The organism is Faecalicatena fissicatena (assembly GCF_016900595.1).
GTDB classification, from domain to species: domain Bacteria; phylum Bacillota; class Clostridia; order Lachnospirales; family Lachnospiraceae; genus Claveliimonas; species Claveliimonas intestinigallinarum.
The window spans coordinates 128,435-143,881 of record NZ_JACLYY010000007.1; the positions used below are offsets into that span (position 1 = coordinate 128,435).

Genomic DNA, 15,447 nt, shown 5'->3' on the forward strand with positions numbered 1-15,447 from the left:
AATACTTAAATGCAATAGCTTATTATACTTATTTTCTATACATTTTTATATGCCTTTTTAGCCTACTTTGTCAGCAGCATCATGATGTCGTTGCTCCTCTGCACGAAGGCGGTCATCTCCTCCGGAGTCAGCGGCTTGTGGGCCAGCATGGCCATGTCGTAGAGCTGCTTGCAGATGACAGGCGTATTCTCATTGTCCCCGTGCTCTGCCACAAACTGTACAAGGGGATGATTGGCGTTCAGAGTCAGTGTGACCTCGCTGCCAAACATGGACGGATCCATGCCCGCCATGCCGTACATCTTCATCATCTCCTGCATGCGGCGGCTCTGCTCGGACAGGGTGATCATGGAGGCTACCTTGTCATCTTTGAGCTTCTCCACCTTCACGTTCAGCTTGTCGTTTTCCATAACCTTGCGGAAGGTCTCCACAAGGGAGTCTGTGGTCTTCTGGAAGGCCTCTTTCTCCTCCTCCTTCACTTCCTCCTTGGCATTGTCCGTGATATCCGCGTCAATGCGCTGGAACTGGAGGTTCGGATTTCTCTGCTCAAGCTGCGTGATGAAGGGTGAGTCAATGTTGTGGTTTAAGATCACCGCATCCTGTCCCTGGTTCCTGAACATGTTGATGTACTGGCTCTGCTGCTGCTCATCGGACACATAGTAAATGGTGGTCTTGGGCTCCTCTTTCTTCTCCTCGCCCTCCTTTGGCTCCTCTTTTTCCGCCTTGGGATCGATCAGCTTTCCGCCGTTCTCCTCCACGCACTCTTTCAGCGTCAGGTACTTGTGATCCAGGTTCTTAAAGAGGATGTAGTCCATCATCTTGTCGCAGAATTTCTCGTCCTTCAGGCAGCCGAACTTGATGAAGGGGCTGATGTCATCCCAGTATTTCTCGTAGTTCTCCTTGTCGGTCTTGCACATGCCGCTTAGCTTGTCGGCAACCTTCTTGGAGATGTAGTCCGCGATCTTGTTTACAAATCCATCGTTCTGGAGCGCGCTTCTCGATACGTTCAGCGGCAGATCCGGACAGTCGATGACGCCCTTCAACACCATCAGGAACTCCGGGATGACCTCCTTGATATTGTCCGCGATGAACACCTGGTTGTTGTACAGCTTGATAGTTCCCTCGATGGAGTCGTACTCTGTGTTGATCTTCGGGAAATACAGGATACCCTTCAGGTTAAATGGGTAGTCCATGTTCAGGTGGATCCAGAACAGAGGCTCCTTGTAGTCCAGGAATACCTTCCGGTAAAACTCTATATAGTCTTCCTTTGTGCACTCATTTGGATGCTTTGTCCACAGAGGCTGGGTGTCGTTGATTGGAACGGGACGCTTGTTGATCTTAACCTTATCTTTGGCCGGGGAGACCTCAACCATCTCTTTCTCACCGTTCTCATTTTCCTTCTCCTCCATCTTGGCGTCCTCGTGGATGCGCTCTACGATCACGTCGTCATCCTTAAGATCCGCCTCATCGATGGTCTCGTACTCCTGCTCCGCGTTTGCCTTCTCCAGGAAGATCTCAACCGGCATGAAGGAGCAGTATTTCTCCAGCACCTCACGCACCTTGTACTCGTTGGCAAACTGCAGGCTGTCCTCATTTAAGAAGAGTGTGATCTCTGTTCCCACCTGCTGACGGTCGCCGTCAGACATCTCGTACTCTGTGCCGCCGTCGCTTGTCCAGTGTACCGGAGTGGCTCCCTCCTGGTAGGAAAGTGTATCGATGTGAACCTCGTCAGCCACCATGAAGGCGGAGTAAAATCCAAGTCCGAAGTGGCCGATCATGTCATCCTCTGTTGTCTTGTCCTTATATTTCTCCAGGAACTCTGTGGCGCCGGAGAAAGCGATCTGGGTGATGTACTCCTCCACCTCGCCGGCTGTCATGCCCACGCCGTTGTCGATAAATTTCAGCGTCTTCTCCTCAGGATTTACAACCACATGGATCTGGGGCTTATAGCCGTCCGGAAGCTGATACTCTCCCATCATATCCAGCTTTTTCAGCTTGGTGATGGCATCACATCCGTTGGAGATCATCTCACGGACAAAGATATCGTGGTCTGAGTAGACCCATTTCTTGATAATAGGAAATATGTTTTCACTGCTGATAGACAGACTGCCTTTTTTTGCTTCCATTTATATCACTCCTTAAATTCCAATCTGTTTTGCGCGGAACAAAAATCCGCACCCTCTGCATGTTATGATAATACCCGAAATCGCAAATGTCAATAAAAAATTAGCACTCATCAAAAATGAGTGCTAATAACTTTGTTAAATTTATAAACTTTCTATAAATTCTGTCCTTCTCACTACTCTACGCTCTTCAAAGACTCCACCATGTCGATCTTCTTCAGCTTGAAGTACATCACCCAGTTGACGAACATGGAGAACCCGAGCGTGAACAGGAAGCTGTACAGATAGCTGGTAAGATCAATCACCCTGCCAAACATGACGTCATCCACCTCCACGGTGACGATGACAAACTGGAGCAGCACCCAGCCAAGGATCATGCCCGCCACCGCTCCGATGAAGGTGAGCAGCACATTTTCCCTGTACACATAGGCCGCCACCTCTGTGTCATAAAAGCCAAGCACCTTGATGGTGGCCAGCTCCCGTTTTCTCTCTGTGATGTTGATGGTGTTCAGGTTGTAGAGGACAATGAAGGCCAGCATGCCTGCCGAGATGATCAGCACCACGATGACCAGGTTCAGGCTTCGCAGCATGTCGTCAAGCTGATCCTCTATGCTGGAGGTGTAGCTGACATTCAGTACATTGCTGTTTTCCAGAAGGCTGCTTCCCACCTTCTCGATCTGGTCCTCCTGCCCCTCCTTCACTTTAATCAGGACGCCGTTGTACTGAGCCTGTTTCCCGAACAGCTCTTCATAGTAGTCCGGGGAGAGGTAGAGATAATGCCCCATATAGTTCTCGCAGATAGCCCCAATGGTCACTTCCTTCTCGCCCATGTCGTCGTCCTCCAGCGTCACCGTATCCCCCGGCTCCACACCGAGCACATCCGCCGCCTTCTCTGTCAGGATGGCCTCATCCTCCTGAAGAGAGTAGACGTCCGGCTTTGTCCTGCTGTGGAAATCCAGGAAGTTCCCTACATCATCCAGGCTTTCCGGCACGGTCAGATACACTTCCTCCGTCTCATCCCCTGCCGTCACCTCCAGATTCTGCATGCGCACCATCAGCTCATCGCTGACAGCCGACTCATCCCGGACGCTGTCCGCGATCTCCTCCTTGTCTTCAGGGGAAAGACCCGCATCAAAGTACACTGCCGCGTCGTAGGTCTGGATGCTGCTGTACTGAAGCTCCGGAATGACAAAGATACAGTCCTTCAGCCCGAAGCCCACCACCATCAGGGCCATACAGCCCCCGATGCCGAACACGGTCATGAAAAATCGCTTCTTGTACCGCACCAGGTTCCGGATGGAAGATTTCCATGAGAAGTTCAGATGCTTCCAGATTATCTTCACCCGCTCCAGAAGGATGCGCTGCCCCTGCTTCGGCGCAGGGGGTCTCATGAGCTGGGCCGGCACGGACGCCAGCTCCCGGTAGCACGAGAAAATGGTGGCCGCCAGAGTGCACAGCACAGCGATCAGCGTGGCCTGCACGGCATAGCTCAGGTGATAGGGCACAAGGATATCCGGTATGTGCTGGTACATGATCTTGTATGCGTAAATGATGATCCAGGGGAACACCTTCTCCCCGAACAGGACGCCAAGGACGCTTCCGCCCAGAGTGGCTGTCAGAGCGTAGGCTATGTATTTCCCGGCAATGGAGAACTTGCTGTATCCGAGGGCCTTCAGAGTGCCGATCTGTATCCGCTGCTCCTCCACCATCCTGGTCATGGCTGTCAGGCTGATGAGGGCCGCCACAAGGAAGAACACAGCCGGGAACACCTGGCCGATGGCCCGCATCCGGTCCGCGTTATCCCCGTACCCGTCGTACTCGGAGAGAGCGCTGCTGCGGTCCTGTATGTACCACTTTGGATTTTCAATCTTGTCAATCTCGGCCTGGGCGTCCGCGATCTCCTGCTTCGCCTCCTCGAGCTGCCGCTCTCCGTCGGCAATCCGGGCCTCTCCGTCAGCGATCTCCTGGGCTGCCTGGGCAGCTCCCTTTTCGTAATCGGACCAGCCATCCTGGATCTCCTGCTCACCCGCGGCCAGCTTTGCCTTGCCGCTGGCAAGCTCACTCTCCTGGCTGCTTATGAGCGCCCATGCGTCGTCAATCTGAGCCTGTCCCGCGTCGATCTGCTGTTTGGACGTCTCCAGTGTCTGCCGGCCGGCCGCAAGCTGAGCCTTCCCGTCCGCGATCTGCTGCCCGGCATCGTTCAGAGCCTGTTCTCCGTCAAGGAGGGTCTGCTCCCGGGCAAGGAGCTCCTCCATTTTCCCCTGCAGTCCGGCCACTGCTTCCCGGGCGCTCTCATAGACGTAACCCTCTCCCTGTTCTGCCAGGGCGTCAAGAGCCTGCTGTTCCACAGCCTCGGCATAAGCAAGACTCTGGGTCTTCTCGGCCTGCCGGGCTTGCAGCTTCTCCGCTTCACCGGGCCAGGACTCTAAAAACTGCTTCTGCTCCTCCGTTCTTTCGCTGTCCTTGATCGCTTTGTATTCCTCATACTTTTTCTCCCCTTCATCCAGAGCATTGGTGATTTCCTCAAGCTCCTTCTCTAAGGAAGAAAGCTGATCCGCCAGCGTCTCCATTTCAGAGATGGACGTTGTCAATGCGTCCTTCCCCGCCGCGATCTCCTGTTTCCCCTGCTCTATGAGGGGCATCTGCTGGGCATACTGGGCCAGGTACTGCACCTCCGACGCGTCCAGGTCCGCCTGCTTTTGTTCCAGCTGGGCCATGCCGCTCTCGTACTGCGCCCTTCCGCTGTCCAGCGCCGCCTGCTGGGTATTCAATTCCTCCTTGCCTGCGGAGAGCTGAGCCTCCCCGTCGGCGATCTGCTGCCTGGCTGCGTCCATCTGAGCCTGGGCATCCTCCAGGGCCTTCCGGGCGTCCGCAAGCTCCCGGGCTGCCTGGCTGCGCCCTTCCTCCAGCTCAGTCCGGGCATCTGCCAGCGTCTGGCTCTCCTCGTCCACTGTGGCCTGGGCGTCCCCAAGCTCCGCTTCCGCCTCGTCCACGATCTCCTGCCGGCGGGCCCGGCATCTCTCGTCCTCTATCTTTTCCAGGGCGTCCACAGCAGCGTCTGTCAGAGAGGTATAGCCGTCTGTAAAGGCGACCTCCCCGGCAGCGTCTGTCACCCGCACGTAGATTTCAGAAAAGACATCCATACAGAAGGAGTCAGGATCCACAGCGATAAAGCCGCTGACCTCACCGTTCCCGATGGTGCTGCTGCCCCTCCCAAAGGAAATATAGAGGGGGCTGTTCCCTATCCCCACAATCTCAAAGGTGTCTGTTGTCAGGCTGTCCTCCAGAGGATCCTCACTTCCGGAGGAGAGGGTAATGATGTCTCCCACCCCGTAGCCTGACGAGAGGGCAAACTCCTCGTCCAGGAGGCACTCTCCCTCCTTCTCCGGGAGCCGTCCCTCGCTCACCTGGATATCATTGAAATGCTCCTGCATGGCCATGACATGGACCACCTGCTCTGTGTCCCCCGTATCGCACAGGGCGTCCACGCTGTAGCTCCCCTCCGCCAGCTCAATGCCGTCCACATCCTCTATGGCCTCCACATCCTCCTCCGTCAGCCCCAGTGTTCCCATGACCTTGATGTCCATGAGATGCTCCTTGTCAAAATAGGCGTCGCCGGAGATGCGCATGGAGGGCTCCGAGGAGCGGATGCCCGCATAGAAGGCGACTCCCAGCGCCACTATGAGAAAAATGGAGATAAAACGTCCCCAGGATTTTCGGATTTCCATAAAGAAATCCTTGCGCAACATATTTTTCTTCATATAACCCCTACCATTCTATCGTCTCAACCGGCACCGGATGCGGGTTGATCTCTATACTCTCCGCCTTGCCGTTCTTGATCCTTATAATCCGGTCCGCCATCGGCGCGATGGCGGAATTGTGGGTAATCAGGATCACTGTCATCCCCCTCTGACGGCAGGTATCCTGCAAAAGCTTCAGGATTGCTTTTCCCGTATTGTAGTCAAGGGCGCCTGTCGGCTCATCACACAGGAGAAGCTTGGGATTTTTCGCCAGAGCTCTGGCGATGGAAACTCTCTGCTGCTCACCGCCAGAGAGCTGAGCCGGAAAGTTATCCAGCCTCTCCCCGAGTCCCACATGCTCCATAACTTCCCTGGCGTCCAGCGGATCCTTGCAGATCTGAAGAGCCAGCTCCACATTCTCAAGGGCCGTCAGATTCGGGATTAGATTGTAGAACTGAAAGACAAAGCCTATGTCATCCCTGCGGTAAGCGGTCAGCGCCTTTCCCCTGTACTTCGTGATATCCTGCCCGTCGATCCACACCTCGCCGCTGGTAGCCGTGTCCATACCTCCCAGGATATTCAGGACCGTCGTCTTGCCGGCGCCGCTGGGCCCTACCACCACGGCGAACTCTCCTTTTTCTATGTCAAAGGATATGCCGTTGGCCGCCGCGATATCCACCTCACCCATGTGATAGATTTTCTTTACATCCCTCAGAGACACGAATTCTGCCATATATGTATCCTCCTAATACGAGCCGGTATACCTCTGCTTATATAGTGCTATTATAACACCGGAGAGGAGGATTGTACTATCCGAAAAAGGAAGTTTATAAGAATTTTAGAATAGATTTTTAAAGGGCGGCGAAAACGGAAGAAGCCGCCCGGCGCAGTGTCCGCGCCGAACGGCTTCTTCCGTTGCACAATCTGATTTTTCTTAGGCCTTAGCCAATCCCTCCGTTGACTGCCCCCAGGATAAACACCGCGATGGTGAGGATGCAGAACACGTATTTATAGAGGGGGTAATACCACCTGCCGATGGGCCGCTTGCGGCCCGTGGACACCGCATCCTCCACCGCTTTTCTTCCCCAGACCCAGGCGAACATAATGCCCGCAAGTCCTGCTCCGAGAGGGCAGATATAAATGGATACGAAGTCCATCCACCGGGAGACGATCCCCTGGATGCACACTGAGACAACCGCCCCCACCACCGCAATGGCAATGACCGCCTTTGCCCGGCCAAACCTCAGGTTGTCCTGGAGCGTGGCCACCGGGGCCTCATAGAGGTTGACAAGGGAGGTCAGCCCGGCAAAGAGGGCTGCCAGGAAAAAGATGAACATGACGATCTGCCCGCCCGGCATGGTGGAGAACAGATGGGGGAGGGAGATAAACATGAGCCCCGGCCCGCTCTCGGAGAGCACCGCCCCTGTGGTGGCCATGGCCGGGATGATGACCAGAGCCGCCAGCATGGCCGCGCAGGTGTCGCAGATGGCCACTGTGATGGCAGAGCTCACCGTGTCCTCCTTGTCCGACAGATAGGAGCCGTAAATGATCGTCCCGTTTCCAGCCAGAGATAGGGAGAAGAAGGACTGCCCCAGGGCAAACACGTACAGCATGGGATCCTTAAAGGCCTCCGGCCGGATGGTGAACATCCATCTGTAGCCGTCCGCCGCGCCGGGCTGCAGGGCTACGTAGACTGCCAGGCCGATAAAGAGCACGTAAAAAACAGGGATCATGATCTTGTTCGCCTTCTCAATGCCGCTGCTGATGCCCGCCGCCATGATGACAAATGTAACTGCCAGGACAACGATCAGCCACAGGTTGTTTCCAAAGGCGCTGGCCATCTGCCCGAAGGCAGCCCCGAATTCGTCCACACTTTCATGGGCCAGGGCTGATCCGGTGACGCTTCCGATCATATACCTGACGATCCAGCCCACCACCACGGAATAGCCGATGGCCAGAGCCAACGCCCCCAGCATGGGGATGGCGCCTATGGCCCGCCCGATATTTCTCCTGCTCTCTCCCCTTGACGCGCAGGCCGTCCCGAAGGCCTCCACAGGGCCGGAGCGCACGGCGCGTCCAAAGCTCATCTCCCCGACCACGCCGGAAAATCCCAGCAGCACGTCAAAGATCAGATACACGACCAGAAAGGAGCCTCCGTAGGCTGCCATCCTGTACGGAAAAAGCCAGATATTTCCCATTCCCACCGCGGAGCCTACACAGGCCAGGATAAACCCGGTCCTGGAGTTCCACCAGTCTCTCTTCTGTGTTCCGTTTGCATTTGCCATAATCTTTCTCCTTCTCATTCCCAGGCGCCTGCCGCCTTTTTATCCCGCAGACAAAGAAGGCCGCCGCGCCCTGTGGATATACCGCCGGCACAGCGCCTTCTGTAAAAGCAAGTTGCCTATTCTGTCTGTGTGTTCTTTTTCTCTGTCATAAGGCTCATCAATCGTATTGATAATAGCTCATATAATCCTCTGACCCAATAGTCTGGCTGGGCGTCAGCTCCAGATCCAGATCCTCGTCCGCATTGACGATCACAGTTCCCTCCGGCAGCACTGCATTCAGGTAGGAGCTCTCTGTCACAGAGGAGTCTGAGATCCAGATGTACAGCGTCTGAAGCTCATTTCCATCCTCATCGTAGACCGTGATCTCCGGAGAGCCATAGCCGGAGGCCGCTCTGATGTCATACACACCTGCCGGGAAATCATCTCCCGCTGTCACCGTCTGCCCGCCTCTGATAGACACGCTCTCTGTCAGAGGATTGGCCTGGCCGCCCATCTGGCCTGTCTGGGCATTGTCCGCCGACAGAGTCAGATAGCCGTCTCCCGATACAGTGACCACCGCGCCTGTGTAGAGGCGGATGTCGTCAACCTGCGTTGTATCCGCATCCAGGGACTCATAGAGATAAATCCCGTTCTCGCTGTCATCGACAGACAGGGAGATGTAGTCCTCACCGGAGCTATCCGCCACATAGGTTCCCTCCGGTATATGCACGCCCACCACGTAGTCGCCCTGGGAGAACTGCTGGGAATAGCTCTCCCCCTCTGCCGGGATCTCCCTGGTCACATAGGCGTAGGGATCGTACTCATAGTCATCACTGTAGCTATAATCATAGGATGAATAGGAATTGCTCTCATATTCTTTCTGACTTATGTACTCTCCCAGAAGAGGAGGTACCACGGCGATCAGCACTACAAGGATGATAATGACAATGGCTATTTTCTTTCCTCTGGCCCTCCTGGCCCGCCCTTCCTGCGCAGTGTAGGTATTGTAATATCCGCTCCTCCCCCTGGTTCCCCAGGTTCTCTGCACGCCGCCACGGGACTGTGTCCGTCCGGCCTGGGAGCGTCCCGTCCCGCTCTGTGTCCGCTCTGCCTCTGACGCGGCCCTGCCGGCGCCCCCCGCTCCGGCCCCGGACTTTCTCCGGGTGTCCCGATCCGCGCTTCCGCTGTAGTACTCCGACTTGGTATGCACATGGGTCAGCGGCTGTCCGTCGCAGCTGCTCTGATTGACATGATAGTGCTTCTCTGATTTATTGTTGTCCAGCCCGCACTCTGTGCATATGTTGTTGCTGTCCAGCTTTCCCCCGCAAAGGCTGCACCGCTCTCTGAAAAACATGCTCCCGCCCTCCTTGCCATCTTTGTCTGACAAAACTGTACCTTACCAAGGAGTATACCATACCGGAGCCGTTTTTGCACCCTTGCCCGGTTAAAATTTTCTGCCCACAAGGTCATCCAGACTGATCTCGAAAACATCTGCCATTTTGCAGAGTGTAAATATGTCCGGCATCCGCTTGCTGTGTTCATATGAAGAAAGGGATGTCCTGTCCACCCCTATCTTTGTTGCAAGCTGCCGCTGCGTCATATTCTTTTCTTTTCGGAGCAGGCGTATCCTCGCTCCCACACAGTATTTCCCCACTCTCGTTCTCACAGGTTTTCCTCCAGGTTCTCTTTCATGTCTCGGATCATACGCCGGATGATCTTCAGCTGGGCGCCGTCAAGCTGTTCCAGCTCCTCCGATATCTCGCCGAGGTAAATGCTCCCTGAGTCCTCCAGACTGTCACAGAGAAGATGGTCTGTCGTTGTACCCAGGGCATTGGCCGCCTTCACGACAAAGTCCAGGCTCGCCTTTGTGCTGCCGTTCTCCACGTGGCTGATGTGGGGAATGGAATACTCGATCTCATAGGACAGGTCCTGCTGGGACATATCTCGCATCTTCCGTATTTCTTTCAGTCTCTTCCCAAGCATTTTGTAATCCATTTATCTCTACCTCCGGCGCTTGTACATTCATTTTATTAGAAAGCGTTTTCTTTTAACATGCACCTAAGAGATACTTGTATGCATATGCTTTAAAATGAAGTCAAAAAAATCTCCACTGGGCTCAATGCATAAATAGTATTGAAATCGCCAGTGGAGAATTCCCTGTTCCTATTTTTGACAATGTCTGATCCGATCTTCTATTCTTATTCCGAGCAGAGCCTTTCCATCTGCCCGATCACGTCCGCGGTGTCGTACTCGTCCGCCATGACTACCAGGCTGTCCCCGGGATAAAGCCTGGTACTCCCCCTGGGGATCAGCTCCCTGTCACCTCGCTTTACAGCCACAAGCAGACTCTCGCGGGGCCACTCCAGCTCCCGCACCAGTTTCCCCGCCGCGTCGGAGCCCTGGCTCACCACAAATTCCCGCAGCACCTTCTCGCCGCCCTCCTGCAGGGGCTCTCCCCTTTTCTTGAGAAGATTGGCAAGGAGGCTCTCGTAGATGGGCTTTGACCGCATCAGCGTGGCCACGATATAGGCGCATATGGACACCACTGCCAGGGAAAAGAGCTGGCTCACAGTCCCTGTCATCTCAAAGATCAGAATGATCCCGGTCAGGGGAGCCCGCACAATAGCCGTAAAATAGCCCGCCATGGCAAGGAGGACAAAATTGTTCAGATAGAGGAGGTCTATACCGAAGATCCAGTTCCCCGCCTGGGCGAAAATGCCGCCGATAAAGGCTCCGATAATGAGCAGCGGAAAAAAGATGCCCCCCGGAGCCCCGGAGCCAAAGCTCACCGCCGAGAAGAGAAAGCGGCCGACCAGCAGGAACGCCATAGTCCCGGCGGCCATCCCGCCCGCTGTCAGCTCCTCCACCAGACTGTGCCCCGTCCCCAGAAGCTGAGGCGCCGCAAGCCCGAGAGCGCCTGCCAGCAGGAAGGGAATCAGGATCTTTCCCGCCGTGGAGAGCCCCGGTATGCGGCTGTACAGAGACTGGACCTTCAGGGTGAACCAGTTGTAGAACACGCCCAGGAAGCCCAGCACGACTCCCAGAAGGACGAGAAGCCCATAGTACTCCAAAGGCAGCGTCTCTGTCAGCGTAAACTGAAAGACCGAGTCCGTCCCCAGCACAGCCGTGCACAGAAAGTCCGCCGTGAGTGAGGCTGACATGACCGACAAAAGCACAGACACCGAGAAATTCCTGTGCACCTCCTCCAGGGAGAACATGACGCCCGCCAGCGGCGCATGGAAAGCCGCGGCCAGGCCGGCGCTGGCGCCGCAGGTGAGAAGATACCTCTCCTCTGTCTTTCCTCTGTCCAGATACCGGGAGGCTCCTTTTCCCACCATGGCCCCGAGCTGTATGGACGGGCCCTCCCGCCCCAGGGCCAGGCCGCCCAGGATACATAAGAAGCCGCCCACGAACTTGGCCGGCAACACCCGCCACCATGTCTGATCGATCTTTCCGATCATCTCCCCCTCCAGCTGGGGGATTCCGCTGCCGGATATGAGAGGTTCAAAGTCCACCAGCTTTGCCACGAGAATAGCCAGAAGGGCCAGCACTCCAAACCACAGAAGGATCCACAGAGGCCTTCCCTCTATAAAATTCAGGATCATCTGCAGCCACCGCCCGGCGTTTTCCAGAAGTATCCTGTAAAGCAGCACCACAAGGCCGGCGATACCGCCCACGATGATGCCCTCCCCGATCAGAATGACCTGAAAGCGCTCCGCCCGCCGGATCGTTGCTGATATGTCTTTGTTATTTTCATTCATCGTCTCATTCCTCCGGAGACAATTCTACCATATCAGAGGCGATTTTGCACTTGCTTTACTCTTTTCCCCGTCCCGCATCTTCTCCGCAGCGCGTCCGCCCCCAGAAGAACCGCCGCAAGGAGAGAAACCGCAAGGCCCGCCGCCTTCCCCGGCGCGTCATAGCGGATCTCGATCCGGTGGCTGCCGGCCTGCGCCCGGGCTCCCAGGAACCCGCCGCTTACCTGGCTTACTTCCGCCTCCTGCCCGTCTACAAGAACCGTGAAATGTTCGTCAAAGGGAATGGATGTGATGAGCCAGCCGTCCTTTTCCAGCGTATAGCTGCCGGTCAGCGCGTCTCCGTCCCCTGTCAGCTCCAGCCCCGCGTCGCTGTATTCCTCCTGGGATGGGCTCTCCCCGGCGCTTCCGTACCAGGCCTCCACGCCGGATATTTCATAGCTGCCCTCCCCGAACGTGATTTCCACCGAGGACTGCCCCTCCCGGAGCGGGCATACAAAGTAGAAGACCTGATTTTGATTGTCGTAGGCGTAGCCACGGGAGGCGCTCTGCTTGTTCGTCTCCCCGTTTACCGAGACAGACACATCCCGGCGGGGATGTTTATTTTTTACCTGAAAGCTGAGGAAGAGGTACTGATCCCCCTCCTGTCTGTCCTCCAGCGCAATCTTCCTTGTCTCCCCTTCGGAGGTCACCTCGTAGTCTCCCGCAAGAGAGGCAAGCTCCGCCTCCCTCGTCCGGCAGGAAGCAGAGGCAGTGTCCTCATCCCCTGCCGCCGCCACGGTCAGGAGGGCCAGGGACTTCTCCGGCCAGGACAGCTTCTCAAAGGTGTCCGCGGAGATGACCTGGTCTGTCACGTAGCCGATGGGAGCCACATCCTGGTTTTCGTATATTCCCACAGTTCCCACCTGGCCTGTCTTCTCGTAGCCCTCCGGCACCTGGGTCTCATCGTCCTCTCTCACCAGCAGGTATTTCACTCCCATGAGCTGCAGAAAGACCGGATTTTCCGTGGACTCCTGCATGAGCCCGTTCCTGGCCGGGCGGGCCAGATGGAGGATCTCCTCCCGGAAGGTCTCGTAGGCGCTGTTTCCCACAGAGGAGTACAGGGTAGTCAGATTCTGCCCATCCGTCAACACCTGGTTGTCGGCAGCCTTCTCCTGCTCTCTCGTGCCCCGCACCTCCATCCTGTAAAATCCGCTGTCCTCACTTCTCACCTGACGGGCCGCGTCCGCCAGGTCCTGATCCTGGAATTCCTCCATCCAGGCGGCCTCCACCTGGCTTTCCCTGGCAAAGGAAATCTGAACGCAGGCGAAGCAGGCCATGACCGCCGCAAGCCCGGCGCACACAGCCCTCCTCCAGAGCTTTACCCCGGCCAGGAACAAAAGAGCGCAGAGCAGAAGATCCGCCCCAAGCAGCATCTTCACCCGGTCCGGCACGCCGCTTTGGACGCTTCCCAAAAGCAGGACAAGAGCCGCCAGGCCGTAGCCTGCCAACAGCTTTTTCCTGGCGATAATGCCCCGGCGGAAGTATCCGAAGAAGGCCGCCGCCAGATAAGAGACCAGGGGCAGGAGCGGGATAAACGCCTTGGCCCGTATGTAAAGCCCGCCGTTCAGGATATAGGAGGCCGCCGGCACAAGGAGGAGCAGGCAGACACAGGCCGCCATGTATTTCTCACGGCACCGACGGTAAAAGAGGCTGACGCACAGAACAACCGCCGCCATGGCTGTAAGCCCCATCCCATAGGGAGAGTAGAGGAGCTTCAGCGGATTGCCCTCCGGCAGGAGAAGGTCCGTCAGGCTGTAGCTGTTCTCCTCGCTCCTGCCGCCCAGCATGGCGAGACACATGGGCACCAGGTAGAAGAAGGACAGAAGTCCCCCGAAGAAGGCGGGATAAAACTGTCTCCACAGGGAGCGTATGAGGACAAGGGGAGAGGACGCCCACTCCTTCTTCCACCCGCACAGGCCGTAGACAAGGAGAGCCGCCACGCCGCCCACGGCAAAGTAAAAGCTGGTCAGCACCATCAGGAAGGTCCCCGCTGTCAGGAACCCGTATTTTCCCCTGCTCACATACCTGTCATAGCCCATGAGTGTCAGAAGCAGGAAGGGCATGTAGCTGACAAACATGATCTGCATGGAGGTGTGGTACACCGTGGGGCCTGACAGGATCAGAAGAAGCGCGCCGAAAAAGCTGTCCTCCTGTCGGAAATGGCCGTTTTTCAGCCAGGTATAGCACAGAAGTCCGGAGCTGATCCAGGTCAGCAGCATGACTGCCTGGACGTAGTCCGCCATGTCCACAAAGGGCAGGAGAAAAGACAGCAGATACAGAGGATTGTAGAGCCCGTAGTAGGCGAAATTCCATATGTTCTGCCCTCCCCCCAGCTCCATGGCAAAGTCCGGCCAGAGATTGCCTGTCTCATAGAATTTCTGGCGGAAATACTCCGGGAACACAATGTGCTGGGAGAGCCAGTCCGTCTCAGATCCGGCCAGATACCCTCCGCATATTTTCATCAGAAAGAGAAGGATCGGTATGGCTGTAAGTACCAATGGAAACAAAATTTTCCTGCTGCTTTTCATCTTCCTCATCGCTGGAACTCCTTAAGATATAGATTGGTCTGTCTTTGATCTCCGTGTAGGCCCGGGCCAGGTACTGTCCCATGATGCCCATGCACAGAAGCTGAACGCCGCCTATAAAAATGATGGCGCACATCATGGCCGGCCACCCGGCTACCGGATCGTGCCAGATGAGATTTTTGATCACAAGAAAAAGGATCATGACAAAGGCCACGCCGCACAGAAGTATTCCCCCGTAGGAGGCCACGGACAGAGGGATGGTGGAAAACCCGAGTATGCCGTCCAGGGAATACCGCAGCAGCTTGGCCACGGACCACTTGGTGTCCCCCGCCGCCCGCTCCACATTGTGGTAGGGGAGCCACTTTGTCTTAAAGCCCACCCAGCCGAACAGGCCCTTGGAAAACCGGTTTTTCTCACTCAGGGACAGGAGGGCATCCGTCATCTTCCGGTTCATCATCCGGAAATCCCTGGCGCCCTCCTCAATCTTTACCTTTGAAAGTTTGTTGATGCATTTATAGAAGGAAGCGGACAGGAAGGAGCGGATCCTTGCCTCCCCGCGGCGATCCTCCCGCCGGGTGGCCACACAGTCGTACTCTCCCTTCTTCAGCGTCTGGAACATAAGGGGAATATACTCCGGGGGATCCTGGAGATCCGCGTCCATGACAGCCACATAGTCCCCCGCGGCCGCCTGAAGGCCGGCATACATAGCCGCCTCCTTGCCAAAATTTCTGGAGAAGGCAAGGTACCTGAAATTCTGACTCCTGCGGTGGAACTGCTGCAGCAGCTCCAGCGTGCCGTCCGAGGACCCGTCGTCCACAAAGATCAGCTCTACCTTCGCAGTCTTCATCCTGTCAATGATATCCTCCATTGCCTTTATATAAAGGGGAAGGACCTCTTCTTCGTTGAAACACGGCACAACGATACTGATAAGCGGTTTTTTCTCTTCAAGCATAAAAAAAGACTCCTTTCCACTTGAGGCCCCTTCGGGGCCTCTGCCTTAT

At 56.0% G+C, this 15,447-nt stretch carries 10 protein-coding genes; all 10 read right to left on the reverse strand.

The window, feature by feature from the left end:
• Positions 1–62: 62 nt before the first annotated feature.
• Positions 63–2,123, reverse strand: a complete 2,061-nt coding sequence (gene htpG, locus H7U36_RS08960) for a molecular chaperone HtpG (RefSeq protein ID WP_033126405.1) — start codon at positions 2,121–2,123, stop codon at positions 63–65.
• 173 nt (positions 2,124–2,296) lie between these two features.
• The gene (locus H7U36_RS08965; protein ID WP_330637076.1) at positions 2,297–5,848 is read right to left on the reverse strand and encodes an FtsX-like permease family protein; all 3,552 of its coding nucleotides are present in this window, start codon (positions 5,846–5,848) and stop codon (positions 2,297–2,299) included.
• A gap of 40 nt (positions 5,849–5,888) precedes the next feature.
• Complete coding sequence (locus tag H7U36_RS08970) at positions 5,889–6,593, reverse strand: ABC transporter ATP-binding protein (protein WP_191428984.1); 705 nt, start codon at positions 6,591–6,593, stop codon at positions 5,889–5,891.
• Positions 6,594–6,801: 208 nt separating this feature from the next.
• Entirely contained in the window at positions 6,802–8,145 is a 1,344-nt protein-coding gene (locus H7U36_RS08975) for a sodium-dependent transporter (RefSeq protein WP_243426735.1), read from the reverse strand.
• A 157-nt stretch (positions 8,146–8,302) separates the two neighbouring features.
• Positions 8,303–9,478, reverse strand: a complete 1,176-nt coding sequence (locus tag H7U36_RS08980; protein ID WP_191493365.1) for a hypothetical protein — start codon at positions 9,476–9,478, stop codon at positions 8,303–8,305.
• A gap of 90 nt (positions 9,479–9,568) precedes the next feature.
• Positions 9,569–9,790: a helix-turn-helix domain-containing protein gene (locus tag H7U36_RS08985; protein ID WP_052084085.1), complete on the reverse strand. Its 222-nt coding sequence runs from the start codon at positions 9,788–9,790 to the stop codon at positions 9,569–9,571.
• Positions 9,787–10,119, reverse strand: coding sequence for a helix-turn-helix domain-containing protein (locus H7U36_RS08990; RefSeq protein ID WP_033126410.1), 333 nt, complete (start codon positions 10,117–10,119; stop codon positions 9,787–9,789). The genes H7U36_RS08985 and H7U36_RS08990 overlap by 4 nt, the downstream gene beginning before the upstream one ends.
• Positions 10,120–10,322: 203 nt before the next feature.
• Positions 10,323–11,885 carry a H(+)/Cl(-) exchange transporter ClcA gene (locus H7U36_RS08995; protein ID WP_191493352.1) on the reverse strand — a complete coding sequence of 521 codons (1,563 nt, stop codon included), beginning with the start codon at positions 11,883–11,885 and terminating at the stop codon, positions 10,323–10,325.
• Between the two features lie 32 nt (positions 11,886–11,917).
• The gene (locus H7U36_RS09000) at positions 11,918–14,458 is read right to left on the reverse strand and encodes a YfhO family protein (RefSeq protein ID WP_205156043.1); all 2,541 of its coding nucleotides are present in this window, start codon (positions 14,456–14,458) and stop codon (positions 11,918–11,920) included.
• Positions 14,349–15,398, reverse strand: a complete 1,050-nt coding sequence (locus H7U36_RS09005; protein ID WP_191493350.1) for a glycosyltransferase family 2 protein — start codon at positions 15,396–15,398, stop codon at positions 14,349–14,351. Before H7U36_RS09005 ends, H7U36_RS09000 begins: the two co-directional genes overlap by 110 nt.
• Between the last annotated feature and the right edge of the window lie 49 nt (positions 15,399–15,447).

Excerpts from the sequence above, each read along its gene's own strand:
- htpG (WP_033126405.1), bottom strand. The coding sequence starts at position 2,123 with ATGGAAGCAAAAAAAGGCAGTCTGTCTATCAGCAGTGAAAACATATTT.
- H7U36_RS08965 (WP_330637076.1), bottom strand. The coding sequence starts at position 5,848 with ATGGAAATCCGAAAATCCTGGGGACGTTTTATCTCCATTTTTCTCATA.
- H7U36_RS08990 (WP_033126410.1), bottom strand. The coding sequence starts at position 10,119 with ATGGATTACAAAATGCTTGGGAAGAGACTGAAAGAAATACGGAAGATG.
- H7U36_RS08980 (WP_191493365.1), bottom strand. The coding sequence starts at position 9,478 with ATGTTTTTCAGAGAGCGGTGCAGCCTTTGCGGGGGAAAGCTGGACAGC.
- H7U36_RS09000 (WP_205156043.1), bottom strand. The coding sequence starts at position 14,458 with ATGAGGAAGATGAAAAGCAGCAGGAAAATTTTGTTTCCATTGGTACTT.
- H7U36_RS08975 (WP_243426735.1), bottom strand. The coding sequence starts at position 8,145 with ATGGCAAATGCAAACGGAACACAGAAGAGAGACTGGTGGAACTCCAGG.
- H7U36_RS08970 (WP_191428984.1), bottom strand. The coding sequence starts at position 6,593 with ATGGCAGAATTCGTGTCTCTGAGGGATGTAAAGAAAATCTATCACATG.
- H7U36_RS08995 (WP_191493352.1), bottom strand. The coding sequence starts at position 11,885 with ATGAATGAAAATAACAAAGACATATCAGCAACGATCCGGCGGGCGGAG.
- H7U36_RS09005 (WP_191493350.1), bottom strand. The coding sequence starts at position 15,398 with ATGCTTGAAGAGAAAAAACCGCTTATCAGTATCGTTGTGCCGTGTTTC.